The organism is Halobacillus sp. H74, from assembly GCF_052246715.1.
GTDB lineage: Bacteria > Bacillota > Bacilli > Bacillales > Halobacillaceae > Halobacillus > Halobacillus litoralis_A.
Map to the genome: position 1 here is coordinate 104,313 of NZ_JBQQCI010000003.1, position 26,658 is coordinate 130,970.

At 38.0% G+C, this 26,658-nt stretch carries 33 protein-coding genes, 1 pseudogene and 2 riboswitches; of the genes and pseudogenes, 23 read left to right on the top strand and 11 right to left on the bottom strand.

The window, feature by feature from the left end; translation table 11 throughout:
- Positions 1-45 precede the first annotated feature (45 nt).
- Positions 46-237 carry a hypothetical protein gene (locus tag ACTWPX_RS06990; RefSeq protein ID WP_443119093.1) on the top strand — a complete coding sequence of 64 codons (192 nt, stop codon included), beginning with the start codon at positions 46-48 and terminating at the stop codon, positions 235-237.
- Between the two features lie 1,232 nt (positions 238-1,469).
- Here the strand turns inward: ACTWPX_RS06990 and ACTWPX_RS06995 are convergent.
- From ACTWPX_RS06995 to ACTWPX_RS07005, 3 genes are all read right to left on the bottom strand, one after another.
- Entirely contained in the window at positions 1,470-2,039 is a 570-nt protein-coding gene (locus ACTWPX_RS06995) for a CotY/CotZ family spore coat protein (RefSeq protein ID WP_443119094.1), read from the bottom strand.
- Positions 2,040-2,976: 937 nt separating this feature from the next.
- Positions 2,977-3,099, bottom strand: coding sequence for a YjcZ family sporulation protein (locus ACTWPX_RS07000; protein ID WP_443119095.1), 123 nt, complete (start codon positions 3,097-3,099; stop codon positions 2,977-2,979).
- Positions 3,100-3,684: 585 nt separating this feature from the next.
- Entirely contained in the window at positions 3,685-4,185 is a 501-nt protein-coding gene (locus ACTWPX_RS07005) for a DUF3231 family protein (protein ID WP_443119096.1), read from the bottom strand.
- Between the two features lie 525 nt (positions 4,186-4,710).
- Between ACTWPX_RS07005 and ACTWPX_RS07010 the strand changes: the two genes are divergently transcribed.
- Complete coding sequence (locus ACTWPX_RS07010; protein ID WP_443119503.1) at positions 4,711-4,887, top strand: DUF3954 domain-containing protein; 177 nt, start codon at positions 4,711-4,713, stop codon at positions 4,885-4,887.
- 210 nt (positions 4,888-5,097) lie between these two features.
- Positions 5,098-5,175 carry an XkdX family protein gene (locus tag ACTWPX_RS07015; protein ID WP_443119504.1) on the top strand — a complete coding sequence of 26 codons (78 nt, stop codon included), beginning with the start codon at positions 5,098-5,100 and terminating at the stop codon, positions 5,173-5,175.
- Between the two features lie 43 nt (positions 5,176-5,218).
- On the opposite strand, the gene ACTWPX_RS07020 is transcribed toward ACTWPX_RS07015, so the two are convergent.
- Positions 5,219-5,953: a hypothetical protein gene (locus ACTWPX_RS07020; RefSeq protein ID WP_443119097.1), complete on the bottom strand. Its 735-nt coding sequence runs from the start codon at positions 5,951-5,953 to the stop codon at positions 5,219-5,221.
- Positions 5,954-6,235: 282 nt separating this feature from the next.
- Here ACTWPX_RS07020 and ACTWPX_RS07025 point away from each other — a divergent pair, with 282 nt between their 5' ends.
- From ACTWPX_RS07025 to ACTWPX_RS07035, 3 genes are all read left to right on the top strand, one after another.
- Positions 6,236-6,436 (top strand): spore germination protein, encoded by a 201-nt coding sequence (locus tag ACTWPX_RS07025; protein WP_443119098.1) that lies wholly within the window; start codon positions 6,236-6,238, stop codon positions 6,434-6,436.
- Between the two features lie 151 nt (positions 6,437-6,587).
- Complete coding sequence (locus ACTWPX_RS07030; protein ID WP_443119099.1) at positions 6,588-6,785, top strand: hypothetical protein; 198 nt, start codon at positions 6,588-6,590, stop codon at positions 6,783-6,785.
- Positions 6,786-6,957: 172 nt separating this feature from the next.
- Complete coding sequence (locus ACTWPX_RS07035) at positions 6,958-7,167, top strand: S-layer homology domain-containing protein (RefSeq protein ID WP_443119505.1); 210 nt, start codon at positions 6,958-6,960, stop codon at positions 7,165-7,167.
- A gap of 67 nt (positions 7,168-7,234) precedes the next feature.
- Here ACTWPX_RS07035 and ACTWPX_RS07040 read toward each other — a convergent pair whose 3' ends face one another.
- Entirely contained in the window at positions 7,235-7,408 is a 174-nt protein-coding gene (locus ACTWPX_RS07040; protein ID WP_443119100.1) for a hypothetical protein, read from the bottom strand.
- Positions 7,409-7,559: 151 nt separating this feature from the next.
- Between ACTWPX_RS07040 and ACTWPX_RS07045 the strand changes: the two genes are divergently transcribed.
- Positions 7,560-7,847, top strand: a complete 288-nt coding sequence (locus tag ACTWPX_RS07045; RefSeq protein ID WP_443119101.1) for a hypothetical protein — start codon at positions 7,560-7,562, stop codon at positions 7,845-7,847.
- Between the two features lie 46 nt (positions 7,848-7,893).
- Here the strand turns inward: ACTWPX_RS07045 and ACTWPX_RS07050 are convergent, their stop codons facing one another.
- Complete coding sequence (locus ACTWPX_RS07050) at positions 7,894-8,067, bottom strand: hypothetical protein (RefSeq protein ID WP_443119102.1); 174 nt, start codon at positions 8,065-8,067, stop codon at positions 7,894-7,896.
- An 88-nt stretch (positions 8,068-8,155) separates the two neighbouring features.
- Positions 8,156-8,371 carry a hypothetical protein gene (locus ACTWPX_RS07055; RefSeq protein ID WP_443119103.1) on the bottom strand — a complete coding sequence of 72 codons (216 nt, stop codon included), beginning with the start codon at positions 8,369-8,371 and terminating at the stop codon, positions 8,156-8,158.
- A 96-nt stretch (positions 8,372-8,467) separates the two neighbouring features.
- Here ACTWPX_RS07055 and ACTWPX_RS07060 point away from each other — a divergent pair, with 96 nt between their 5' ends.
- Positions 8,468-8,689, top strand: a complete 222-nt coding sequence (locus ACTWPX_RS07060) for a hypothetical protein (RefSeq protein ID WP_443119104.1) — start codon at positions 8,468-8,470, stop codon at positions 8,687-8,689.
- 143 nt (positions 8,690-8,832) lie between these two features.
- On the opposite strand, the gene ACTWPX_RS07065 is transcribed toward ACTWPX_RS07060, so the two are convergent.
- A complete protein-coding gene (locus ACTWPX_RS07065) occupies positions 8,833-9,276 on the bottom strand; it encodes a YndM family protein (RefSeq protein WP_443119105.1) in 444 nt (147 codons plus the stop codon).
- Positions 9,277-10,028: 752 nt separating this feature from the next.
- Positions 10,029-10,140: riboswitch (TPP riboswitch) on the top strand.
- Between the two features lie 152 nt (positions 10,141-10,292).
- Positions 10,293-10,397, top strand: a riboswitch (TPP riboswitch).
- Between the two features lie 88 nt (positions 10,398-10,485).
- Here ACTWPX_RS07065 and ACTWPX_RS07070 point away from each other — a divergent pair.
- The 11 genes and pseudogenes from ACTWPX_RS07070 (at position 10,486) to ACTWPX_RS07120 (ending at position 20,379) form a co-directional block, all read left to right on the top strand.
- Positions 10,486-11,775: an acetylornithine deacetylase gene (locus tag ACTWPX_RS07070; protein WP_443119106.1), complete on the top strand. Its 1,290-nt coding sequence runs from the start codon at positions 10,486-10,488 to the stop codon at positions 11,773-11,775.
- Positions 11,775-12,461, top strand: coding sequence for a thiaminase II (gene tenA, locus ACTWPX_RS07075; protein ID WP_443119107.1), 687 nt, complete (start codon positions 11,775-11,777; stop codon positions 12,459-12,461). Before ACTWPX_RS07070 ends, tenA begins: the two co-directional genes overlap by 1 nt.
- 83 nt (positions 12,462-12,544) lie before the next feature.
- Entirely contained in the window at positions 12,545-12,688 is a 144-nt protein-coding gene (locus tag ACTWPX_RS07080; protein ID WP_443119506.1) for an aspartyl-phosphate phosphatase Spo0E family protein, read from the top strand.
- Between the two features lie 294 nt (positions 12,689-12,982).
- A complete protein-coding gene (locus ACTWPX_RS07085) occupies positions 12,983-13,519 on the top strand; it encodes a hypothetical protein (RefSeq protein ID WP_443119108.1) in 537 nt (178 codons plus the stop codon).
- A gap of 502 nt (positions 13,520-14,021) precedes the next feature.
- A complete protein-coding gene (locus tag ACTWPX_RS07090; protein ID WP_443119109.1) occupies positions 14,022-14,591 on the top strand; it encodes a C1q-like domain-containing protein in 570 nt (189 codons plus the stop codon).
- Between the two features lie 599 nt (positions 14,592-15,190).
- A complete protein-coding gene (locus ACTWPX_RS07095) occupies positions 15,191-16,144 on the top strand; it encodes a flavin monoamine oxidase family protein (protein WP_443119110.1) in 954 nt (317 codons plus the stop codon).
- Positions 16,145-16,193: 49 nt separating this feature from the next.
- Positions 16,194-16,349, top strand: a pseudogene (locus ACTWPX_RS07100) (amine oxidase); the annotation flags it as partial.
- A gap of 204 nt (positions 16,350-16,553) precedes the next feature.
- On the top strand, positions 16,554-16,994 hold the full coding sequence (locus ACTWPX_RS07105) for a cell wall hydrolase (RefSeq protein WP_443119507.1): 441 nt from the start codon (positions 16,554-16,556) through the stop codon (positions 16,992-16,994).
- Between the two features lie 1,027 nt (positions 16,995-18,021).
- Positions 18,022-19,098: a DUF3231 family protein gene (locus ACTWPX_RS07110; protein ID WP_443119111.1), complete on the top strand. Its 1,077-nt coding sequence runs from the start codon at positions 18,022-18,024 to the stop codon at positions 19,096-19,098.
- A 16-nt stretch (positions 19,099-19,114) separates the two neighbouring features.
- Positions 19,115-19,579 carry a hypothetical protein gene (locus ACTWPX_RS07115; RefSeq protein WP_443119112.1) on the top strand — a complete coding sequence of 155 codons (465 nt, stop codon included), beginning with the start codon at positions 19,115-19,117 and terminating at the stop codon, positions 19,577-19,579.
- Between the two features lie 236 nt (positions 19,580-19,815).
- On the top strand, positions 19,816-20,379 hold the full coding sequence (locus ACTWPX_RS07120) for a hypothetical protein (RefSeq protein WP_443119113.1): 564 nt from the start codon (positions 19,816-19,818) through the stop codon (positions 20,377-20,379).
- 487 nt (positions 20,380-20,866) lie between these two features.
- On the opposite strand, the gene ACTWPX_RS07125 is transcribed toward ACTWPX_RS07120, so the two are convergent.
- The 3 genes from ACTWPX_RS07125 to ACTWPX_RS07135 all read right to left on the bottom strand — a co-directional run bounded on the left by ACTWPX_RS07125 (position 20,867) and on the right by ACTWPX_RS07135 (position 24,872).
- Positions 20,867-21,961 (bottom strand): GerAB/ArcD/ProY family transporter, encoded by a 1,095-nt coding sequence (locus ACTWPX_RS07125; protein ID WP_443119114.1) that lies wholly within the window; start codon positions 21,959-21,961, stop codon positions 20,867-20,869.
- 85 nt (positions 21,962-22,046) lie between these two features.
- On the bottom strand, positions 22,047-23,252 hold the full coding sequence (locus tag ACTWPX_RS07130) for a Ger(x)C family spore germination protein (protein ID WP_443119115.1): 1,206 nt from the start codon (positions 23,250-23,252) through the stop codon (positions 22,047-22,049).
- Positions 23,253-24,872, bottom strand: coding sequence for a spore germination protein (locus ACTWPX_RS07135; RefSeq protein ID WP_443119116.1), 1,620 nt, complete (start codon positions 24,870-24,872; stop codon positions 23,253-23,255).
- Positions 24,873-24,969: 97 nt separating this feature from the next.
- On the opposite strand from ACTWPX_RS07135, the gene ACTWPX_RS07140 reads away from it, so the two are divergent.
- From ACTWPX_RS07140 to ACTWPX_RS07155, 4 genes are all read left to right on the top strand, one after another.
- Positions 24,970-25,116, top strand: coding sequence for a TOTE conflict system archaeo-eukaryotic primase domain-containing protein (locus ACTWPX_RS07140; protein ID WP_443119117.1), 147 nt, complete (start codon positions 24,970-24,972; stop codon positions 25,114-25,116).
- A gap of 291 nt (positions 25,117-25,407) precedes the next feature.
- A complete protein-coding gene (locus ACTWPX_RS07145) occupies positions 25,408-25,857 on the top strand; it encodes a DEAD/DEAH box helicase family protein (protein ID WP_443119118.1) in 450 nt (149 codons plus the stop codon).
- A gap of 20 nt (positions 25,858-25,877) precedes the next feature.
- Positions 25,878-26,150 carry a hypothetical protein gene (locus tag ACTWPX_RS07150; protein WP_443119508.1) on the top strand — a complete coding sequence of 91 codons (273 nt, stop codon included), beginning with the start codon at positions 25,878-25,880 and terminating at the stop codon, positions 26,148-26,150.
- A 272-nt stretch (positions 26,151-26,422) separates the two neighbouring features.
- Positions 26,423-26,644 carry a helicase gene (locus tag ACTWPX_RS07155; protein ID WP_443119119.1) on the top strand — a complete coding sequence of 74 codons (222 nt, stop codon included), beginning with the start codon at positions 26,423-26,425 and terminating at the stop codon, positions 26,642-26,644.
- Positions 26,645-26,658: the final 14 nt, after the last annotated feature.

Sequence of the window (26,658 nt, forward strand, 5' to 3'; positions counted from 1 at the left end):
CCATTCAACCGTTTCGAAAACGGTACGAAGAATTTACAGGTGAGGTTGTGGAGACCCAGTATCACACTTGGAATGGATATCGGTTACCTTCCAGAGATGATGGTCCAACAAGTGGAATATCGAGGTGTCGTATTTTTACCGATACAAAACAATCCTTTTAAACGAGACATGTATCTTTACGCACGACCTAATGATAACCTTGATTACTTGAACGGTCTATTTACAGATATCCAATAAAAAATCAGCTCCTCTATTAGGGAAGCTGATTTTTAAATATTCGTCAAACGTCCATTTTTTCTATTACTCATATAACTGAATTTAATGAAGAAGAAAGAATTAAATCTATAATATCATGCGACGGGAAGACCCAGGAGTCATCCTATAGAGATTCAGAATCTAATTTGAAGGTTGTCATACTTTCCAATATCGGGTCTGGTCCTTTCGAGGTTACTAAAGTAATTGAGGATGTTCTGTTAGTTTGTAAACCAAATATTTTAAAAATGCATTATCCCAAATGGGTAAAGATCTATTTCTTTTATTCTGAATTCTAGGTGATGTTTTTAGTGACTGGATTATGGCTGGATACTGTTCATAAAGTATTAAAACTTATTATGGTTTATAAATTCACTTTGCGATGGAAACCTTGGTATAACAAGATACTGAGGGTCTTATTATTGTCCTATTAAATAGTCGAGTGAATGGGCGGCATGATGTGATAGCCCCCAAAACCCTTTAAACATAGGATTTGAGAACAAATTGACTGGATTTCGACTGTTTTTTCAAATTGTCTACTCAATTTATACGCCTCTCAAGAGTTCAACACTTGTGAGAGGCTTTTCTTTTATTCTTAAATTTGTAAGAGGTGTATGTGACAAAGGGATGATTTTGTAATAATGGTTATTAAGTGACAGGACGATTAATCTCAAATTGATAACCCCTAAAATATGTACCCCCCCTCTGACATAGTATTTACCACAAAGTGACAAGAAGCGTACCAAAGAATGACAGGTCGTTTACCATTGCAATCCTTATGATTATAAGAGAATAAAGCCATTGTTTGGAGGATCAAAAATGTTATAAAAATGACTGTACTAATGGGGAATTACAGGACCGCCTCCCTCTAAGAGCATAAAAATACAAAACGCTTGAAGGTAGGGAAAAAGCAATAAATCAATTTATAAACTAAACTTCTTCTTAATGGAAGTGATCTTTAATAGATCGTTTTTTTTAAAAAATGATAAGAAAGTATAAAATTTTGACTCTAAACGGTGTTTAACACTGTGGTAGTTTTAATATATGAAGAAAAACATTCTGAAACAAATCTTCTTTGTGGAGAAGAGGGTGTTTCTTTTGAGTACAAACTAGAAATGGTATTAAAGAATGGGTGGATAATAAAGCATAAGTAGTCTATTCCTCTAGTTTCATCAAAAAAAGTGTGCATCAAAATTTCATGCACACTTCTTCTACGATTAGTCTTCGTTACGATCGCATCTTACAGCGTCATGCATTTCTTCCTGAGTAGCCATCAATGGTGTTGTAGGCTCCAAGCAAGTAATGCTGCAGAAACAGTCAAGGTCTACTGTGATACAAACGCCTGTAGAACGAAGGTTTCTTACACTGCTACCCGGGAAGTAGTCGCAAACACGGTTTCCCTCTCCGGATGGACCAGGTTGCGATCCGCCTTGAGTAACTGGAATCAAAAGTTCAAGTTTGACACAGTCTTTCTTTCCATCTACGAATTTTTTCGCTTTGAAAATCGGTGATTCCAAACACTCTAGAGCAAAGTTTGGAGACATACCTAGTTGGCGTCGAACCACTGAACTTCCGATAAAAGGCTTGCAATCTTTACAGTACAAAATGAATGGAACTGTTGTTGGGCCATTACCATTTCCTGTCGGTGAGAGCAATTCACGAATAGAACTCTCACAACTTACGTCACAGCAGTTGTCTCGGCTCGCCACCTCATCCTGTGCTTTAATGATTTCATCGAGGACTTCTCGTACGCAATTTCCTTTTCCTTTAGAATGACATGAACTCATCATCATCTCTCCCTTATTTTTTTATACCTTATCATTCTATGTTTTTTTATAACGGTTGCTTGTATAGGAGTCTATTTTCTAGCGAACCTTCAAAGTTTCTGTTTAATGAGTTGTCAGTGATTTACCTCCACTCATTTTTTCTTCCAATCGTTCAATTTTGCTCTGTAGGATGCCAGAATTTCCAGCCATAGCGCTTTCCAGTCATCACCAAGTAAAAGTTTTTCTTTGTTACATTCTAACTTTTATTTTTTTAACAACTCCATATATCAGGCAGGCATAGGAACTGTACGGGAGAGCCCGTCTGTTTTTGTGCTTTTTATGTGAGGTTTTTCCATTCTCGAATGTAGGGATACTATTAGTGGTTGTTATTTCCTCGTTCTCAAAGTCAAATCAGACCACTGTAATGCAATAAACTCGCCTCGTCTAAATCCTCCGACAGTGGCAGATAGCAAATATAATCGCCAATGTGAATGCTCGTTTTGGAGAGCCTCAAAAAGTTTTCTAACTTCTTTACCTTTTAGAAAAATGCTTAATCATGAAATTGTTGCTGTAATTTAGTCAGGCTATACTATTTATTTCTCGCATCTAAAAAAAATAATAATCCTAATAGTAGGAAGGTAGAGGATAATATTATCACTGGTAAAATCTCGTCCATTTTAATCACCGTTCTTTATTGACATATAAAAGTATTATTACCAGTAACAACTGAACTTAACTCTGATCTTACTCGGTGCAAGACGTAGATTATGCGAAGGAGAATTTAACTTGGAACAAATGGTTTTATTTCCGAAGTATTTTTTATTTATTTATTGGTTTAAGGAAGAGAAAAGTGCCCAATGAAAGATGCCTATGTATCTATACAGAGGATTATATAGTTACTATCCTCTGTACATTAAGGGAGGTTGTGAAGAGAGGCTAAAGCGCTTTTACTTTAAAATTAATAGCCGCCAAAGCCGCCGCCATAACCACCACGGCCATAAGAAGCTCCGATGATGATCAGAAGAATAAACAGAACTACAATCAAAGCAAATTTTGATCCAGATCCGTATCCTGCACCCATGTTGCCACCTCCTTTGCTCAACAATATATCTTATGGTGAAGTCAGTAGAGTGGAAAGGCGCATGTCCAATTAGTTCTAATAAATGTAAATGAGGCTCTAGGAATCTAATGCGAGCACTATCTATACGAACCTAAAAAGCAATTCACTGGCATTGTAAAAGAGTTTTATACGAAAAAAGCCAGAGCACTGTGAATGCTCTGGAAATAGGGTTTCCCACGTTACGTGGAAATATTGGGACTGCCCTAAGAGAAGTACCCCCACTTGTCGAATAGTAAACAGGGAGCTCTTAAAACTCATAATATCTTACAAAATTCTCAATGTGGGAGTAAGTAAAGGAGGAATGATGATGGTACAAATGACATTATTTAAATCCGAAGAAACTGAAGTTCCTCAATCTGTGAAGTACCCATTTGAATCTAAGAGAAACAAATTCGCAGGCTTTTAAAGGAAACCAAAGGCTCTTTGCTGAGTACGTGAAAATGATTCAAAGGCAACAGGGTGCTCCTGGGTTGAAGCAAGGATGAAGCTCTTTGAACTTAGAGACAAATAAAAAAGCCAGAGCAATGCCCTGGCACTTTAAGTACTTTAATATTTCTTATGCATAGGTGGTAAAACTAACCAACCTTTTTCCTTGTTCAATCTTAGAACTTTTGCACCGGCTTGAGCTTTATTCATGTGTAATTTGCCGAATAACATAGCAATGTCTTCTCGTGTAGATTGGCCTATGGCTTGACTGCAAGCTACTAACCCCTGGGAAATGTTCATGGAAATTCCCGCACTAATCTCTGGGTCATTAACTCTGGCACCAACTGGAATATCCTCTAGGTCTGCTACTGAGCGCTCAGGTGGTGATGGAGGTAAAACAACACCGTTAAGTTTAAGGATTTCTTCAATTTCTTGAGTCTCTTGTTTTATACCTTGGGCTAATTCCTCTAGGAATCGTTTTAACTCCTGGTCTCCTGCATGGTTATACATGGTTTGGTAATTTGCTAAGTTACCCTTAGCCACGGACAAGTAGCTCCATAGGCTAAACACTTCACCATAATGCAATGGTTCTTTCTGTTGACTTCCAGATAAAATACCCATTCTGGGATCACTCTCCTTATTTAAATTAGACAAAGGTATTATTAGTGTCACCTGCCTTTAATATTCATAAATCCCAAAAAATAGGTGAAAACATCCAGGCAGAAGGTTTTCGTAATTATTCAAATTAAAGAAATGATTTACACAAAAAAAGCCAGAGCAAAGCTCCGGCAATTGATTAGAGGGGAACTCATCCAATCAAGCTTATAAGGACAAGATGGAAGTGGATGAGCCACCTTGAAAATTATATACATGGTGGTAAAAAATTATACACAAAAATGCCAGAACATTAAGGTATGTCCTAGCGTTAGGGTGAAATTTATCTGAGGGTATTTATGATACTTGGAAGCCTATTAATAAATGTAAGTTGATTCATGGCAAAGGTAACTATATTTCTAATAGAACGCAAGGGATAAAAGATCCATTTGAGATAACCTAATAAAAAAAGCCAGAGCATAAGCCCCAGCATCAATGAAATCTGACAATCACATTATAGCATATCAAGAGGGGGATTATACATTGGCAGATGTGTCGAGAAAAGTAGAAACTGCTGAAATAGATTTGTTGGAGAACGGTGTTTATGTAGTTAAAGATGGACAAGTTATTAAAACGCCTCCACCTGAAAGTGGATACCGTGCCTTAACAATTAAATGGCAGGACGGAAAGCCTACTCAAGGGAAATTAGAACATGGTATACTTATATAAGTACAGATTATAAAAAGGCCTACTATCCAGCAGGCCTTTTTATAAATTATTCACTTAGATAATTGTTAATTTTGGGAACTTCATTATTATCTAATACATGTTTTAAGTAATCTATTACTGCGAGGTTTGGATATTCATTGGTTAATTGTTTTACTTCAAAATCTAGTTGAAGTTTTTCTCCTTCAATGCAATTAAGACTTATTACCGGATATAGGTGACTTTGTAGAATATGAATGGCTTACAGAGGATCAATATCAGGATATTACAGGAGAGGGATACTCAACCTAATATATAAAGAGGGCTCTAATAAGAGAACCCTCTTACTTTTGAGTTATCCTAATAATCCGCCATTTTCTGGGGCAGGGAGGGTGAAAGATGGGGCTGTAGTAGGGTTGTCACATCTGTTTTGATTTACATCACAAACCCGACCCATACTATCTTGTATTACAGGACGTGTGACAGTAATAGTGGTACGTAAAACAATCTTAAATAAAATACCAGTAACAAGGTCAACACCTAATGGACCAGTGAGAACTGGGACGCCAGGTTGAGTAAAGATACCTTCTACCTCAAGAGGAGCTTCTTGAAGCGTATCTTCTGGACAAGCTCCAGGGAAATCCGTATGTTCTTGGAAAGGAATTGACGTAGTTAACGTAACTGGAAGTGCTACACCTGCAATTGTTATGGTTATTGTTGCAGGTATTAGACCTATGTTTACTACCTTATCCCTAATAAGTCTTGCATTTTGGGTAATGGCATCAACATCAGGTTCTACAGTTATGGAGATGATGTCTTCTAAGACACCTAGCCCATCAAAAGCAGTGAGGGGTAGCGTCACTTCTGCTACTTTTTGTACAGTTTTTGATCCTATTATTGAATTAACTAAAACACAATCGTTAGTTAAATGAGCAGTTTTCGGAGCTGCACTTTCATTATTGCAATTGCAAGTGGATTTGCATGGCTCGACATCATGTTTTTCTGTTTTACATTTATTTTTTCGTTTTTTAGGCCTTATGGGTAATTTACCCGGCACACTTATATTTCTGTCACAATTTCTATTTCCCATTATTGAATCACCCTTTTTAAAAGTTTTAAATTCATATTCGGGATATTTTATTGTGGTGGGGCGTATTTGTGTGGGCGTATTTCCGATGTTGTGTTTCCTTATATTCAAATCTATTCTTCGTAGTGCTAGCACCCATGGAGGTGTATTTTTTATGGGAAGAAAGTAAATCGGAATGGACGAGTGGTCACGTCTAGGTGTAAACCTATATGTTAAGTTACTTCCACTTTTCAACTATACAAGCTGGTAGAATCCATCATATGTAAAGTTAAGGGGGATGATTATTTGCCTTGTATAATTATCGGGGAAATTAGAATAAATAGTATGAGTGGTGGAGTTGTAAATTTTGGAGATTCATTATATATTGCTCCAGAAAATATAAGTATATCTAGGTTTGGTGATGGAGCGGTAGATGGAAGTCAAGCCACCTCCCCAGCTTTGAACACTGGTACTGGCCAAGCAGTTACAGATCCAAATATAACATAGAAGTTAAAGGTTCTAGTATAATGTAATTGATTTTTTAAAAAAAATAAACAATTGAGTGGCTCACCATAATGGTGAGCCACTTTTATTTAAAATAGGTTAGGTTTGGTATTCATATCACCTGACCAGGTGACATCTTTAGGAGGGTTCTTTTATGAAAAATGAAATCATGACGCAAGTGTTGTTTGCTACAGCAATCATTCCTTTTGTGGTTGGTTTCTTGGAGGTTGTAAAACGATTGGCAGCTTTACCTAAAAACTATATTCCATTAATTGAAGGGAACCACCCAGAAAGGCCATGCAGGTTACGAATCCTACAAAGCTCAAAAGTGTTTGTAAGAAGTAGGCTATAAACTGTCGGTCGATGGAATCTTTGGTCCGGAAACCGATCGAGTGCTACGGAAGTTCCAGAAAGAGTATAGCCTTGAAGTTGATGGTCTCTATGGACCAAATACGAAAGCCATGGCGGAAAAGGTAAAGAAGGGGTACGCTACAGCAGATAAAAAAACAGAGGAGGAAAAACAAATGGAGAATAATTTAAAAGAGACAGGATTCAAGGATGTTAAGAAAAGTTCAATGCTACAGAAAGAGATAACAAAGGCTAAAAAAACAAAGATTGCTGTAGGTGTCGGAAATAATTTGTTCAAACCAGACCAAAAAGTTACACGGGCTGAGGCAGTAGCTTTTGCTTTTCGTGCAGTAGAAGCTGCAACTGGACAGGAAATCAAAATTTAACTGTTCAAAAGGAAGCCACGCATTAGTGTGGCTTCCTTTTGATGTATATTTTTTGATTTATCTTTTGTTATTGATCAGGAAGAGCATTTTTTAAACTTTGAGCTACTTGGCTATTTTGAATATTTTGTCCCGCTTGCTGTACCCCACCACTACGATTCATTCTATTCATTCCATACATAGCTGCTGCTCCAATTGCCCCTGCTGTTCCTAGTGCTAACCAAGAGTTTCTTCTGCGTTGCATATTTATCATTCCTTTTCAGTAAATTCTTCAAGATAGTACATATCTATTGTGCCGCGTACAAAGTATTTTATTATGGTTTATTAAAGAAGAGCCATATGTATGATAAATGAATTTCTGTAGATATTAGAGGTTGAAATAGGAGGTGGGAAAAATGAAAATCAAAGTTACGATTTTGTCGGGTTTATTACTATCCAGTGTTTTGACCGGTTGTGCAGTTAACGAACAAAATGAACCAGAAGATATTAATTACGAACCAACACGTTATGATCAAGGTGACCAAAGAGATCGGATGGACGATGATAATGACGGTGATATGGGGCCGGATTTTAACACTCCAAATGTCGATAAAGATGAACAGGAGCCTGATCTTGAAGAAGAACCATCTGAAGAGAGAAACAACAATAACAACAATCGAGAAATGGATGAACGCTTAAGGTAAGTCATTGATGTACATGAAAAAGCCCTGGTCTGGGCCAGGGCTATATTTAATGTTCATCCCCTTCATACATAAGTATTTTCACTTTCAAATAATTCATTTCATACTCTTGGTCTCCGATATGCATATAGACCTCGTTTAAAAGCTGGCGCACCTCCTCACTTAAGTTTTGCTTCGCTAATACTTCTTGCCACTTGTCCATTTTTTGCATGGTTTTATTCATAACTTTTCGCCTCCTTACTCTATAATCGTTAAAAAGGAGGGTTTTGGTGTCATTATTTTAAAAATTTATTTTAAACTTTTATATGGGCTTAGTCGTCCTCATATTTAAGCTCGAAATCCTCTACCTCATCACTAAACTCCACAGGTATCCCCATAAAGTTCAAGGTCATCATAAGTGGATCTCCATGTTCATCGACAATGGGTCGATTCCTAATTTGTTCTCCAAACCATCCCTCATTCATCTTTATTTTAGCTGCATCATCGTTAAGGAAAATTTCCATTTCTAAATCCTTGAAAGCTCTCATTTAATGACCTCCATTTTCCAGTTTACTTCTAATATGATTGTGATAACATACATATTAACAGAACAAATGTTCGTATTAAAGAGGGGGTGACTGTAAATGATGGGAATATTGAATCGTGCTGCAGATGCTAAGAAGAGTCTTGAGATAATTTATGTAGATGGGAAAGGGAACATGACTCAAAGGAAAATCCGCGTTGTAGAAGTCCGTGAAAATCAAATCCTCGCTTATTGTTACTGCCGGAATCAAGTACGCTTATTTAGTAAAGACGGAATTCTTTCAGTGTTTCCTTGTAATGAAAGGAAAAGTGTAGTCATTTGATAAATAGAACCGCAAATAAGGGGGAAAAGACCAAACTTCTTAATCACATGATTGACTACTCCTAACAAATTACAATATGTATTAAACCTGTTCAGAAAATAATCAAGGAATCCCTTTAAGGGATTCCTTGATTAAAAAGTAATTTATTTATCGTTGGTATGGTTCTCATCTGGAGTAATTTCTTCAGATGCTTCCATGCTTAATTCACTACTTGGTTTAATATTTTCTCGTTTTTCCTTTTTCTCTCTATCAAGGCTTCTTGCTACAGATTTGTGGAAGAAATACTCAAAGATTGTTAAGGAAATTGCTGAATATATTGAAGCTTCGAATACGTCATTTCCTACAGTTAAAGCATCGGTCATAAAATACAGGACAACAAAGGCTAATACGAAGTCTGCACTTGTAGCAACTGTATTATTGGATCGTGAAAGTATCATTAAGTCCCCCAATGCATACGAAAGTACATTAAGTACAAGGGTAATTAAAAATACATTTCCGAATGATACATCAAACCCGAGTCCTAAAATGATATAGAGAATTACTAAGCTTAACAAAAATTTCATGGCGAGTAGTTTTAAATGTGTCATTGAAATCACCTCCTCATTTTTTATTATCTCCAAGGGAGGGAAGGCTATCCTTGTAAATGTATCTCTAAAAAGATATGCCCTTATAATGAAGAAACTCGGGTAAGTTATTTATGATTTGGGGCAGAAATGGGGCAGAATTTTATTATTATTGCCCCAATTTCATTGGTGAACGTCGTTTTTAATCTTAAAAAACGTTGATTTAATGGTATTTAGACCTGCATGAGCGATTGCTATCCGAACTACTCCAACAGCCTTCTAAGCTGTAGGTCGTTCCGTGGCCAGTTTGAGCTTGTACTTCCGACTGGATAATGACTGGATTTTATTTATATATACACATATCCTATTTGATCTCGCACTAACAACGTAAAGTTGGAACACCGATTATCTAAGGGTTCTTACGTCTTATCTTCTATTATTTATTTAATACAGTGAATGGGCGGCATGATGTAATAACGCCCAAAACCCTGGTATGAAAGGGTTTGTAGCCTGATATAATCCCTGATTGACATACTTCTTGTCATTCAAAAATCGGAAAACCATATAAATGAAAGCCTCTCGTAGTTCAAAGAACTTTTGAGAGGCTTTTTTATGTATGTAAATAAAATAGGGATTTTTACTTTTTGTAAATATCATTCAGAAATTGTCTAGTTTCGTGGTGCCAATCCACAAATTGAAAAAAGTCAGACAACAGTATAGACGAATAAATAAAAATAATGTATGGTATAAATGAAATCAATGAAAAATTTAATAGGTGAATTCACTAGGGGAGCCTTTTTTAAAGGCTGAGATCAAAGTATAACTTTGGAACTCTTTGAACCTGACCTGGCTAAAAACACCAGTGGAGGAAAGTGCATACATGAAATATAACAATTATATTTCATCTTGTTAGTATAATTGAACAAGCCACTTTTCTTTTCTGGGAAGTGGCATTTTTTATGTCTAGAGAGTGCTGCTATGAGACTGCGTATCTATTACCCGTTCCCTACGTTCAATTCCCGGATAACAATTTAATAAGTATACTTCACTGGGGGAGCCATGAATTGGCTGAGAGAAGCTTGGAGCTTTGACCCTTATAACCTGATCTAGATCATACTAGCGGAGGGAAGTGAAGCGAGTGGAATCTTTCTTTCTATATCTATATTCAAAAGTAATAGCTCGCTCCTTCTCGTGAAGGGGCGAGCTATTTTATTTTGGAAAGGAGCAAGTATTATGGATAACAAGTTAGTTCGGTTATGGAATGAAGTGGAAGAAAGAGAAGAAGAAATTTTGACCCTATTGTCCGATTTGGTATCCTATCCAACTTTGAGTCCGCCTGCCAGAAATGCGGAGAAAGCTCAAGAGTACATGGCCGATAAAATGAAAGGTCTGGGCTTTTCCATCGAGTCATGGGATCTGTATCCAGGGGATCCTGTGGTAGTAGGCACTAAACGGGGACAAGACGAAGACCAGGCGAAGAGTCTGATCATTAACGGCCATCTCGATGTAGCAGCAATCGAGGAAAATGAGCGATGGGAGTATGATCCATTCGTATGTACGGTAACGAAAAACAAAGTAATCGGGCGCGGGGTAGCAGATATGAAAGGAGGCATGGCTGGGGTTCTTTTTGCATTGCAGGTGTTGCATGAAGCTGGTGTAGAACCTAAAGGAAATCTCTCTGTCCAATCCGTTGTTGGGGAGGAGGTTGGAGAAGCAGGGACTAAGTCTTGTTGTGATAGAGGGTATCATGCTGATTTAGCGTTAGTAGTCGATACAAGTGACTGTCATATTCAGGGGCAGGGTGGTGTGATCACTGGCTGGATAACAATCGAAAGCAGAGAAACACTTCATGATGCCCAAAGGCGGTCGATGGTCCATGCTGGGGGTGGACTCCATGGTGCTAGCGCGATAGAGAAAATGATAAAAATAATTACAGCGTTGCAAGAGTTGGAGCAGCACTGGGCAGTCACGAAATCGAGCCCTGGTTTTCCTTCCGGTTCCAATACAATCAACCCGGCTGTAATTGAAGGCGGCCGTCATGCGGCTTTCATTGCCAATCGCTGCTCGTTATGGATCACCGTCCATTACTATCCGGACGAACACTATGAAGAAGTGATCAGAGAGATAGAAACGCACATTAATCATGCAGCAAAGGCAGATCCCTGGTTAAGAGATCATCCACCTCAATTTTCATGGGGTGGTACGTCCATGATAGAAGAACAAGGAGAAATATTCCCTGCATTTTCAGTGGACACCAGGCATGCCGGGGTTGAGTTGTTGGCAAACGCACATCAACGTATTTACAAAACTCCAGTGGATTATTCTATGTCTCCTACTGTTACAGATGGGGGATGGTTAGCGGAGGCCGGCATCCCTACTGTCCTGTATGGCCCCGGAACACTAGATCAAGCACATGCTGTTAATGAGTCGCTGAATCGAAACCAGCTTTTACGGTTCACCAAAACAATGGTCACTTTTTTATATGACTGGTTTCAATATTCTGAGCGAAAGGATGAGATATGATGTTTACCGATCGTCTTTATAATCATGCTAAACCGATATGGGATGCCTATCTCGAACACCCATTTGTAATGGGGATTGGCGATGGAAGTTTAGAGCTTGAAAAATTCAAGTTTTTCATGGAGCAGGATTACTTATATTTAATAGACTATTGCCGGGTGTTTGCGTTAGGAAGCGTGAAGGCAACACGTTTAGATAGCATGGCCATGTTTGCTGATTTACTGCATTCTACTCTGAACGAAGAAATGGACCTGCATCGAAACTATGCAGGGAAACTTGGAATCAGCAAGCAAGCATTAGAAAACACCACACCTTCCTCTACACTTTTAGCTTATACGAGCTATATGCTGAACAAGGCCCATCAAGGGTCGGAGGCTGAGGTAGCGGCATGCGTGCTTGCCTGTACGTGGAGCTACAATGTTATCGGACAGACGCTGAACGAAAATGAGGGGGCCAGTGACCATGAATTCTATGGTGATTGGATAAAGATGTATGCTTCGGACGAATTTACGGAGCTTGCGGAATCTATGAAAAACTTGATGAACGAACTTGCGGATGATAAACCAGAACGAGAAAAAGCTCATTTAGAAGAAATCTTCCTTCATACGAGTAAACTAGAATATTTATTCTGGGACATGGCTTACCACAAGAAAATGTGGCTGGAGAATTCAAATCTACTGAATAGCTGAAACGATTGGCAGAAGTGAGTCTATCTAAAAATTAACTTACATTCACTAGCAAGGGAGACGGGGAAATATGGAAACGTCTACTGATCCTTGGGAATAAGCTGGGGTTAACACATAAGGAAACCTTTGAAAACAGTCAAATACTTGATGAACTATTAAATGAATTCGAAAGGGAAAATAATTCGGTAGACCACCAGCATGATGTAAGATCTCCTCAAACCCTGATGTGACGGGGAATACAGCCTCTTTGAATCAATGAATGACATACTTTGTGTCATTCGAAAACTAAAATAATGTTCTAAGAAAAAGTCTCTCAACAAATTTTCTAATTGTTGAGAGACTTTTTTAGTCGGCATATTATGGAGTACTTTAGTCTAGGGGTTCAATCGTGACCCTTCCTAAAGTTGATTCGATAGTGGACTATTCTTTCAATTTTATTAATACATAGGTCTCTCTCCCAAGCATAAAACCAATAAATACATATGTATATGGGGAGGGGAGGGATTACTATCTTAAGTAATGTTATGTATTTTGATTCAGAAGGTAACAGGGTCGACGAGCTCGATATTCAGCAAGAAGAAGCTTGCCTCTTTACCATTGATTATTGTACAACAGCGGTCGTCCCGGATGGATTTACATTTAGTTTTACTTCTTTTGATAACTTTACGGCTTGCACTGATTTGAGTGAAGTGGTTTGTATGCTGGAAGAGGAGGAAGTGGAAGGGACCGCTGAAGACCCGTGCGGTGGTACAATATCATGTCCTGTTGTCCTAGATGCCGTCCGTCTGGTCGGAACTGCCAGGTTTCACATCAATGTGGGGGACTTGACGCCAATTGAAGGAGGACTTCAACTTGGAGATCGGCCATGTACCCTTAGCAGCGATACAGCCGTATCCGTCAATCAGATTATCCGGACGATTTGCCCCACAGAAAGTTGCCAAGAGAAATGTTTTGAAACCATAGGCGCCTTTGCGTTTGCTCCACAAGTGACTACTGATGCTTGCGGGAGGCAGATTGTTACTGTCCGGGGAGGATTATTCATCGGTTTTAATGGCTGTTAATAAACGCTTGGGAAATGGAAGAACATAGAGAATGAGTCTTCTGTCTTTTTGTTGCTTTAATAGAAATTGAATTGAGGCTGTGAAAGAAGAATTTTATTCACCAGAAAATCCGGACCAGTGAATTACTTTGGTTCGGGTATTTGTGTTAACTCTAGTTTAGCGTTTACAAGAGAGTGAGCATTTAGGTGTGAAAAAAAGGAATCTCTTCAAGAATTAAAAGAACTACCTTTGAAGGATCGTGGAGAACAGCGACTATCTCATATTGAAAGTAAGCTGGATCTAGAGTTTTTCATGAAAAATGGGCCTTTTCTAATAATAACTTTATTGAGTTTTGATTTATTCACAAAATAAATACTAGGGACGTCCCCCCAAGTTTCTTATCTCCTTTTCTAAAGGAACTTTGTATCCGTTCCTCATAATGTGGTATGGGGTCAGCACCCACTCATTTCTAAAAATATTGAATATGATAATAGAGTAACAGAAAAGGAGGGAGGTAATCATTTTGAATAAAGAAGAATTGCTTCACTATTTATTGAAAGAATACCTAGCCCATTCGAAAATTGAAAAAAATACTAATATTGGAAACCCTGTTGTTAATGTGAACGTATCAGGGTGTAGTGGTGAGTCGAAGCACGATAAAAAAGATGAAAAAGATAAATCTGCTTTCAGGGCAATTAAAAGTGCGGCAACTCCAATTCCCATAGTAAATTCTAATTTTAAAGTTTCATTCAATAACGAAAAGTTTGATTTGAACAACGAATATAATAGTATCACATCAGCATTTGTTGCAGAAGAAGCAGGTGTCTATTTATTTACTGCCACACTATCATTTAACCCTAATAATGCTAACGTTGATTATGAATTTGGACTTCAGTTAACTGTTAATGGGACTGAAATAGATGTTGATGCCGATTATACAGGATTCAACGCCGTATATTTTAATACGACAGACATTAGTGAAATAGTAAGGTTACAAGCTGGTGACACAGTTGAGATTGTTGCACTGAGTACTACTCCAGGTGTAATCCCTGTTGAGCAACGATCTAGTTTCGCAGGAGCTAGACTTAGTTAAGAAAACTTATTGAAAAGGCTCATGTAACTTTCAAGTTTGAGTCACGGTGACCGATCCTCACTAAAGAAGATTGTGGGAATAAATAAAATTCAAAATAAAATGTATTATGCGTTTTCCAAGAATGAAAAAGACAAAGAATAGACCTTTTACTTTATGAGAGGGGTCTATTTCTTCTTTATATTTTTTAAAAGAGAAGTATTGTTAAGTAGAAGTGAAGCTATTTAAGTTATTCATCCTGGTAAACGATCACCTTGATACATTAGCTACATAACCAATAGCTCTTCCACCAGGTTGGTCAGGTACAGTTACCTCCGTAGTACTTAATATTCTAACATTAGTACAGCCCTAAGAGATGACATACTTTTTGGATGCTATTTCTCACTTCCGTTTATTTCCTTTTATTCATGATATAGGATAAATGTCTAATTTAACTTGCTATCACAAATAATTTAGACCGTATTTTTCATTATTTATCTTAGTGAACCTATGGGCGGCATGATGTGATCACGCCCAAACCCTTGTTATGATAAGGTTTTTTTAGCCTTATAAAAAGGTTTTGACTGGATTTTTAGAGAAACACCCCTTAAGTATTTAAACTTATGGGGTATCGTATTGGAGGAAGGGTTTATACGGTAAGGAGCCCGTTTACTTCAGGAAATTATTTAGACCTGGGTGCCATGAGAATTCCAGATAATCATGCATTGGTATTTGAGTATATAAGGCGGTTTCAATTGCCCCTCCATCCTTTCATTAATTCTTCTCCTGTCGATCTGATTTATGTAAAAAATGTATTAACCACAAGAAAAGCATACGAGGAAAACCCTGACATTTTGATTTTTCCGGTTAATGAAAACGAAAAAGGTAAAACGGCCACTGAACTCTTTCTAGAAGCTACACAACCATTTCTAGACCTTTATTCTAATAGTACCCCTAAAGAACAGGAGAAATTAAAAGCACAATACTCAGAGTATTCCATGGGGGAATTCCTTGAGTTTAATCCAATCGGAAGACCTTTGTCGATTGATGCCATAAGGAGTATCGGTGTCGTGTTAGGACTAGAAGGATTTCCGGAGTTTTCATTCGTAGACATTTTGACAGATATTATATTCCCTATTTTTAGTAAAACGGTGAGGTTTTTCGAGATTAATGGGGGTAATGACCAACTACCTTTATCTTTTATGAACGAACTGCAGCCTAATCTACGGTTGGACCGAAAAGTGGATAAGATTTATCAGATGGAAAATGAAGTTAGAATCCAAGCGAAAAGCGCTAAAACGGGTAGGTGGCATCATTACGAGGGAGATTATGCAATCGTTACTATTCCTTTTCCTGTATTTCAATTTATCGATATCTTTCCATATGATTCGATATCCTTTGATAAATGGCAGATTATTCGGGAACTTGTAAGTATTCCTGCCGTTAAAATTGGCATAGAATTTAGGCATCGTTTTTGGGAGGGGGCAGGGGAAGGGAATGCCATAACGGATTTTCCATCAAGGTTTTCTTATATTCCAAGCCATGGAATCGGTTCTAGTGGTCCAGCTATTTATTAGCGAGTTATAGTTGGGGACAGGATGCGATACTAGTTTACCCCAGGAAGAGATGGTACATGAGGTCCTGGATGACTTGGCCAGAATCTATGGGAAGGTTGTTTACGATGAATACATGCAGGCGCTTGCTTATAACTGGAGCTTAAATAAATATTCTGCAGGTGCCTTCACTTTATTCCTTCCTGGTCAAGGAGAAAAATTTTCTGAGTTCATGCGTCAACCGGAAGGTAAACTGCATTTTGCAGGAGAGCACACGTCTTCCTTTCATGGATGGATGGGGCTATCGAGTCCGGTATACGAGCAGCTATTGAAATTAATGAAAGAAGCGAGTGATGTATGTCCAGCAGCTAAAAGTGCGAAAAGCTTACATCTTTTAAAGGTTTTTTCATACAATTCCTTTAGAGGTGAGATAATGACAAGAGTTGCGTATACCGGAAATGACATCGATTTAATAGCAAGAATGATGAGGGCAGAGGCTGAAGGTGAAGGAAAGTTAGGGATGCTTATGGTTGGGAATGTCATTGTAAATCGGGCTAAAGCAGATTGTTTAGATTTTGGTGATGTAAGGTCTATACGGGATGTGATTTTTCAAGTTCAAGGTGGGAATTATTCTTTTGAAGCAGTACAAAAAGGTAATATGTTTTATAGACCGGCAAGGGAAGTAGAGAAAAGATTAGCACGAAAAGTTGTAAAGTATTGGAGACAACACCCTTCTAAGTACTCTCTTTGGTATTTTAATCCTTATGGTGAATGTCCCCCTACATGGTATGGTCAACCCTTTACAGGTCAATTTAAACAGCATTGCTATTATGAACCAGTAGCTAATACATGTGAAAGTGCTTATAGATATTAACAAAACACCCCGCAATAGTGGGATGTTAGATATTTGGTTAGTAATAGCTAAAATTTCTAACCATAGCCAATAAAAAGCTAATCCGATAAAAAAGACAATGGTTTTAAGAACGTAATACCTAGTGAATTCAGCCTTCGTACAGAGTGAGAAGGTGGGGGAGTTAGTGGTAGTTCCGAATTTCTATGGTCGAAATATAATGTTGGCAATTGGGGCTAATCAAAAAGAACGAAGAAAAGATTAAAGATTTAAAAGAAAAGCTGGAAGAGCCTGAATAGAAAATAAACGAAAGGACCTAGCGATTGTCAGGGCTTTTTTATTCAATTTTTACAAAGAAAATATGTGTAGAGTTACACTGTTATTGTATAATAAATTTCACCGGGCTTTCCAGTACATTCAATAATCCGTTCAGCCTGGCTATCCTAGTGCTCCGTCGTTTTCCGGCGGAGCTTTTTTTACGAACAAAATCGTGTATAGTGCATAATTTATATTTCTTTACTTCCAAATTTCAGTAGAGGTAGGTTTTATATCGTAGGGAATGTGGTACCCTGCTTTGCCCTTTACGGATGGCGTGTGATATCACAAAGGCATTAGAAGTAATCTGGTAAATGCAAATATTTAAAATGGAATTTTTAAGGATTTAGAAATGGCTATCTTTAATAACGATGGCTACTAAGATAAAAATCAACGAGCAATGGTTTGGGGAACAAATAAGGGATCGTCAAGTTGTGGATGAGCAAGGGGACCCACTCATGATATCCATGAACTCTATGGGGATACCTGTGGAGTTTAGTTGAATGTTTATTTCCAGGTTCCTCCCTATTAAGTGGATATTATATCTTGAAATTGAATCTTAAGGTAATTATTGAACAATAGGTTGCTCCTTATTTTACTTTTTCATACATTAAATAACTCTCTCAGGAGAATCAACAAAGTGGTTCTCCTCTTTCAATAGAACAAATATACTTTATATAATTTTAAAATATTTGCAAATGCTAATTCCATAAAGTTTTTATGGAGGTAAGTTTAAATGGATAAAAATACATCTTTGCAAATAGAAAAGGAAGTTATGGAACATATAAAAGAACATCAAAAAAATAAAAAGTTAGCAGCATCCGAAATTGGTGATTTGTTTGCAAGTTACCTTGGGGATTCTTTATTTGCTTGTGTATTTGAGCATCATCTTCAAGTAGTAGAAGACGATGAAATTAAGGACTTTATAAGATATGCATTTGATATTGCAAAAAAACATCTAAATATGATTGAGGGCATTTACACACAGGAAAATATTCCTGTTCCAGTTGGTTTTGGTGAACAGGATGTTAGGAAGGACGCACCACCACTTTTCAGTGATATGTATATGGTTTTTTATATCACAGAAATGTCCAGAGCAGGTTTACAGACATATGGGAGTGCGCTTTCTTCTTCCTCTAGACACGACATAGTTGATTATTTTGATATGTGTATTCAAGACACATTAAGCACCTATAAAAAAGGGATATATTTGTTACTTTCTAAAGGAATGGACATTATGCCTCCGAGCATCCCTTATCCTAAGAAGGTTGATTTTATTGATAATCAATCCTTTATAACTATCCTTGCAGGGAAGTATAGACCCTTAACTGCCATAGAAATCAAACATTTACAGGTTAACCTAAATACAAACACTTTAGGCAGAGCAATGATGACTGCATTTAGCCAGATTGCATCTTCAGATAAATTAAGAAAATATTTTCAAGAAGGAGCTTCGTTAGCAGAAAGACAAATCAAACAACTGGGAGAAGTACTTATGAGTGAGAGCCTTCCAGCGCCTAAACTAATGGATGCCCATATATCAGATTCTACAACTTCGCCGTTTTCAGATAAGTTGCTATTGTATCACACATCTTTATCTAACGGTATTGGAATAAAAAATTATGGTACAGCAGTCTCTGAAATAATGAGACACGATATACATGCGCAGTTTGCAATGTTGACAGGAGAGATTGCTAAATATGGAAATAAGGGAATGAAGATCCTGATAGATCATGGTTGGTTAGAAGAGCCACCTACTGCTGCTGACCGTAACAAACTTTCTAAAAAATCTCCTAGTAGCACAAAGAGATGATGGGTTGATGTTATGAATGAAAAAGCCAAAAAAACACGAAGCATTATTATGGAGTATAGCCTTCCCTGGATTTGGTCAGTTCTTAAATAGAAGGTTTCTTAAGGGAACTGTCCTTCTCGTCTTAGAGGTTATAATAAACGTTCAAAGTAATTTTAATTTAACGATTATGTACTCTTTTAGGGGGGAAATAAACACAGCAATTGAGACCCCTGATTATCAATGGCTTATGTTTTATCCTTGTATATATATGTTTGCCATGTGGGATGCCTATCGTGATGCAGAAGGTAATACAACTTCTGTTTCTTACATTCCTTTTGTATTCGCAGCATTTTTTGTAACAGTTGGGTTAATTTATTCAGCGAAAATAAAGCTTTTTGGCTTGATAATGGGACCTGTTTTTTTACCTATGCTCTTTTTAGTTCCTGGTTTAGTGGTCGGATTTATCATTTATAAGGTTATTTTAATAATGACCAAACCCTAGTACACAAAGACAAAATATTGATTTCAAGTCTTCAGGTATAGGGGCGATTGTGCAATAACATCGCTTCTATAATAAACTCATACTAGGGATTGATTTGATTGAATATCACGTTTGGGAACGTCCTTAAAAAACAGGACGTTCCCTTATTGCTATGAGATAACATAGACCTTTCTTTACAGTATAAAAATAGCGGTACTAGCAAATATTTAAAGACAGGACTTACAGGGGGACTTAGGATGGAACAATATCAACTCTATAATGAAATTTATGAAACGAAAGAGCGGCTTAGTAATTTGACAGATGAATACTGGAGTCTATACTCTGGACTTGATACATGGTATTTTTGGTTTAATATTGTAAGTGTGCTCATATCTTTTATTATTCTCTATTTAAAAATAGATGAAAATAGGTTATTTGAAATCTGTTTTTATGGTTATACAGCACATATATTATGGTCTAATGTGGATAGCGTTTTATCTAATAAAAATTTTCTAATCCATCCCCATCCTATTAGCTCATTTACACCTACGGGCATTACTGTTACAGCTGTATTGTTTCCAGTTACTTTCATGCTGATATATCAATATTGTACAAATAAGAAGAAAAGTTTTTATGTTTATACTATTATTGCATCCCTCATTTTTGGATATGGATACGGCGGTTTATCTAGCTTTTTGGATTTATTAAAAATGCACAAAGGTATGACCTTAACATATCTAGTTTTTATTGATATTGCGGTGGCTTTCCTTTCGTACTGGATGATAAAACTTTTCCTTATGTTCAAACATAGGAATAACTAATTTATAGAGCCGATTCCCAATATAAAACGTCCTATTTATACTATCCATATAAAGGGAATGTAATTATTGACGCCGGGTCATCGAAAAGTAAAAGTTTATAGCCTAAGTAGCTAGGGGTCAGGTGGAAGGTGAAATGGAATATAAATTACTCCACCAATAAAGCTGGTTCTCAAATGGGATAGCAACTTTTAAATATACCAACATCAATTATGGTTCTAGGATAGGGCCTTGCCCAATCACACATACTAGGAAAAAAGTGAAGGTGTTTCTCCATGAAAATTATCTTTATTTTCCTTTTTATAAGCATCGGAATGGGCATGATTAATTACGGAATAGACCTTTTACTAGTAAACGATAAAAAAGTAGCGATAACCAATCTGTTCAACCCTTTTTGGGTGATGAAACCTTTCGAGTTTTTATTTATAATCCTCGTAACTTTATCTTCTATTGTCGTCTTCATTCGGGCTATCAGAAATAGGCACAAAGTTTAGTTTGATTTATAATTCCTGCGGATCAAGGCAATAGCGAGCAGGATTAATGGAATCCCCACTTGAAAAGGAAGATGTATATAATAGGGAACAAGTTCGACCCCCTTTTTAATGTGATCGACTGAATTACTGGCCACACTCATGGATGATAATAAAACCACAATACTTAGTGGAAATATTAATGATGTGTATTTTTTTACATGAAATAATTCTGTAGCGCTTATGAGAGCGGTGTAAAAAAAGATGGCGATCTTAAAAAATCCTCCAATGATGAGTGTCAGTACAACTGCAACATCCAGCCGCTGGAAAAGCCCCGCCATATCGATCAAACCAATGGCCGACAACAATGGAAAGGCGGAACGGCTGGCTACATAAATACCGAGGACTGCTATATCCATAGCTACAACCCAAGTTAACAAAATGCCACTAATACTCATAGCTGACAAACCAACCCTCAAGCATAATCGGGGATGGTTCAAATAGGGGAATAACATGGTAAAAACAATAATTTCTCCAAAAGGAAAGGTAGCGGTGAGAGGGAGGGCAGTCACCACAGGCTTCCAGCCATTTTCCAAGGTGGGACGTAATTGATTGATATCAATCTGTCCAGAGACAAGTACTAACGTAGTCCCTACCACACCGACCAACATCAAAATAACAAAGAAAAATTCCCCTGTTCTTGCTAACACTTCAAACCCGTGCCAAAGTACAAAAGCAATCGACAGGATCATGATAGTGTTAATTACAAAAACTGGGGTATAGATATATGTGGACGCAGACAATAGTTCACCAAAATCACGCAAATCCCTTACTGCAATATAGAGGAAGTAAAACAAGTACAAGATCCCAAGAATCGTTCCTACATACTTGCCGAGGATTTTTTTTACATATCCGATCAAGGAAAGGTCAGGGTAAAGGCGGTAAAGAGTAAAATATACGATGAAAAGATGTAGACCGATGATCATCCCCAATAGGACAGCCAACCAGGCGTCTTTTTTAGCATCGAGTCCCGGATTTATTACGATTGCAGTGCCAAGCTCAAACAAAAGCATTAATACAAACAACTGCCAGCCGCTCACTTTGGCTTTTTCCACGCCACCAGCACCTCCCTTAGAGTTGATTTTATAAGTTTAGAAAAACGTCTCTGGGTGATTCTTACCATAGACTCAACCAACCCTACTATTTTTTTTCTAAAATTAAAGGTTTTGTCCTTAACCCTGTACCACGAATAAAGAATTCCACATTGACCTCGACATCCATCTCGCTAAAGGTGCTTGACCAGTTCCTCTCCATTTTTTTCCATTCTTTTGGATATTTCTGATTCATTGCTTCACCAAATCCAAAAACATCGGTTTCTTGTTCTTGAACGGTCTTCACAGAGGTAGTGACTTCATCTTTAATTGCTTTTGCAAGTTTTTTATTCAGTTCAATAATGACATGGGGATCGGTAAGGTCTACTGGGCACGTGACCTCTTGCAAAGATCCTTCACTCTTAATATTGACTGTGATCTTCGGTTCCCCTTGTTTGATAGTGGGCTTCAGTTTAGTATTGGCATTCCGGACTTCAACAGCTATTATACCTTCATCTTCCTCGCAAGTAGACGTGACCACTGTTTTTCGGATCTTATTTTTAACCCATGAAATACCCCGAGCTTCTTTGTCCTCAAGCCATCGTTTCAGCTTTCCATTTTGTAAAATTGCTATTCCGTTGAGTTCAATATAAGTGGACGGTCTAGCTTGCTCATTAATACTTGAATTTTGACCCTCTTGCATTTCTCCGACGAGGGCTATTCCGCTCAATGAAACTCCCTTGCTTTTAGAGGTTAGTGTTTGAATGACATCATTGATATTTTGATCAGGGGTCTCCCCCCATACTTCCGCTGTTTTTTTTGAAGCTTCCTGAATCTTCATCGCTGGGATTTTTTCCATTGGATTAAGAATACTTAAAATAGGTTTGGCGGGACCGCTCCTGGAAATAAGCACAATTGCTGTCGAGCGAAATCCGTAAAATCTTTCAGTGAAATCCAATACTTCAAAAAGTCCGTCATCCTCTGCTAAACTTTCCCCGATGATAAGGACCACCAAATGTGAGAAACTAAGCTTACGCGGTACTTCTTTTGATATCTTCCGTATAGTCTCAAATAAAGTCTGGCCCGTTTCTCTGTATGTAGTGACCGCTGTGCCTTTATAAGATTGAGACATTTCTCCCCCGCTTACTTGTGCTGGGTTTACAATCTGGAATGAAACATCATATAAGCCATCCTCCGTTTTGTCGATTCCCATTCCCATGACTAGTGCTACATCCTCCAATTCGTTCTGGTCCCAACAGCCCGCTAATAGAATCAGCACCAGAAACAGCCATACGAATACTTTCCTTTTTCTCATCTAATCACCTTTTTCATTCTTTGAGTGAGAATCATTAGAATCAGGCGGGACTGGTTTTTGACCTTTGTCTTTTCGTTGAACATTTCGCTCGCTGATCAGACGCGGGCGGGAAATCATTGACCATAAAGGCTGGCGAATGATGGAATCTTTGATATCCGACCAAATAAATGGTGCAAAAGGACTTAAATAAGGGGTCCCAAAAGAACGGAGACTACTCAAATGTGCGATAAGAATGAATAAGGCCATGAGTACACCGTACAAACCGAAGCTTCCAGCTATGACCATCAACGCAAAACGAAGAATACGCGGCGCTACCGCGATGTTGTAAGAAGGGACAGCAAAGCTTGCGATTCCTGTTAATGCCACAACAATTATAGTCGTAGCCGAAACAATCCCTGCTTGCACGGCAGCCTGTCCAAGCACAAGCCCCCCTACAATAGAAACCGCTTGCCCCACGGCTCGCGGCATACGAAGCCCAGCCTCACGTATAATTTCAAAAGTGAACTCCATGATCAGAACCTCCATAAAAAGCGGAAAGGGTACGCCTTCTTGTTGGGCGGCTAAGCTTATCAAAAGTGGAGTAGGGATCATCTGCGGATGAAAAGTCGTCAATGCAATGTAGAGGGATGGCGTCAGCAAAGAAATTGTAAAAGAAATCACTCTTAATATCCGTAAAAATGAGCTGATTACAAAGTTTTGATAGTAATCGGATGGGGTTTGGAAAAACTGGATGAACAAGGCAGGTGCCACTAATACGAATGGTGTCCCATCCACTATAATGGCAATCCGCCCTTCCATAAGGTTGCCTACTATGGCATCCGGACGCTCTGAGTTATAGATAGTCGGAAACAGTGTGATGGCAGTATCCTGAATATACTGTTCAATATAACCAGAATCGATGATATCTTCGACCTCAATCTTATTCAAACGGGTTTTGATTTCTCGCAACACTTTCTCATTAGCAATTCCTTTCATATACATGACGGCGACATCGGTCTTGCTTATACTGCCGACTTGCATAGTTTCAAATCGCAGATCAGGGCTTTTTAGATAACGTCGGATCAAGGCTACATTTGTACCTATAGACTCTGTGAACGCAACCTTAGGCCCCCGAATAACTAGTTGAGTACTGGGCTCAGTGACACCTCTCGTTTCTCCGCCTTTTGTATCACCAGTTATTGCTTCATCATAACCATCTACTAGAATGACCGTGTAACCGGACAAAACAGCTAATAACAATTTATCCCAATCAGAAACTACTATTACTTTTTCAACTGAATGGGCATGAGCTTTAATGTAATCAAAACTATTGACTCCATGATATTCTTGAGCCATCTTTTCAATAGATGCCTCAACTTTCAATGCTCCCGAAACAAATTCATTCACGTTTTTTTCATCTACTAATCCATTCATATAAACCGCTGCAGTTTCTAGTAAAGGTTCTCCGCCCATCTCAAATTGGCGAATAACTAAATCGCTGCTATCACCCAAGTCCTGCTTCAATTTATTTACATTCACTAATAAACTTTTATCAAGAGAATTATCAACGTTATAAGATGCATCTTGCTCTTTTCTCTTTTTTCTTTGCGTTTTTTTCTTATATCTATTCCATATATTCATCGGGACCCCTCGTCACAAGACTTATTGTTTCTATGATGGCCAGGGGAAAAGGCTTTTAAACGTATCGTTTGATCGGTTCTTTCCCAATCAGGATACAATGCCAAAAGGCGGGTTTGGAAACCTAATTGCACTACCTTTAATTGCACTACCTTTACAGCAATCTCCCAGGAAAAAGGGCTATAGTGTCTTTGTTAATGAAAATTTGAACCATATATTGATCAATGGTCGTATCTGGAATCTGTAAAAAAAATCAGTAAAGAAAATGTTGGATCAATTCTGGTAAAACACAACGGTTCCAACAGTTACAATGTAAAAAGGAACCCAACATCATATGATGTGGATACACCTTCTGAAATAACCATCATAAGAAAAAACGGCATACATATCCGCAAAAATAAACTTCCATCAAATATTTTGAATGAGTATAAATCTCGCCGTCATCAATAACCCTGAATTCTTTAAAGCACAATCTAGAAGGCTCTCTACGCACAAGATTCCCAGGAAAATTGACTGTAGTTATGAAGTGGAGGACTCTGTGGTTATCCCGCGAGGCTGTCTGGCAGATATAAAAGCCATTTTATTTAGGAACAAAATCAACTTCTACATCGATGATCAAACCAACAAAGGTAGCAGCCACAATATTCATTTTCGTGGGAGCCTTCTGCCCAAACAAAATGAAGCTGTCTACGCTTTGAAGATCAGTAGTTGTGGTGTCCTATCAGCGGCAACTGGTTTTGGTAAAACTGTTGTGGCGGCAGCACTAATTGCAGAGAGAAATATCAACACATTAATCATCGTGCACACCAAGCAACTGCTTACCCAGTGGAAAGAAAGTTTGCAGACTTTTATTACTTTCGATGGAAATAAGGTTGGTCAAATCGGTGGTGGTAAAAAGAAACCAACAGGTAAAGTGGATATTGCCATGATTCAGACATTGAGCAGATCAGAAGACGTGCGCGAAAAATCAAAGGCTATGGCCAGGTAATTGTTGATGAATGCCACCATATTTCAGAAGTAAGCTTTGAAAAAGTATTAAGGGGAGTAGACGCTACTTATGTTCACGGACTAACAGCAACCCCAACTAGAAAAGATGGGTTACACAAGATAGTTGCTATGCAGTGTGGGGAAATCTGTTATAAGATGACCGCCAAAAGTCAGTCAAAACTTCATCCGTTTGACCATGTACTTATTCCCCGGTTTACGAATTTCAAAATAACGACGACAACATTCAGAGGGTTTATGCGAATTTGGCTACTAATGAACAACGAAACAAGATGATATTCAACGATGTATTAAAAGAACTTGAGAATAATGCACATCCAATTATTTTGACAGAGCGGATAGAACATGTGTATGAATTGGAGAAACACTTTTAAGGATTTGCAAAAAATATAATCATATTAACTGGCAAGCTGAGTAAGCAAGAAGGGAAAGACCGCTTAAAGCTTATAGAAAATCTTTCAGATAATGAAGAGCGGCTTATTATTGCCACCGGAAAGTATATCGGAGAAGGATTTGACAATGCTAGACTGGACACTCTGTTCCTTGCCATGCCAATCGCCTGGAAAGGAACGCTCCAGCAATATGTCGGTAGATTGCATCGTGTTCATACGGATAAGAATGTTGTAAAAGTGTATGACTATGTTGATTATCGGGTTCCCGAGTTGAAAGCCATGTATGAAAAGCGCATGCAGGGATATAAGTCGATGGACTACAAAGTTCAAGGCAATGATGAAGAAAATAGTAGTGGGCAGCAGATGAAGTTATTTTGATAGATAAAATTATG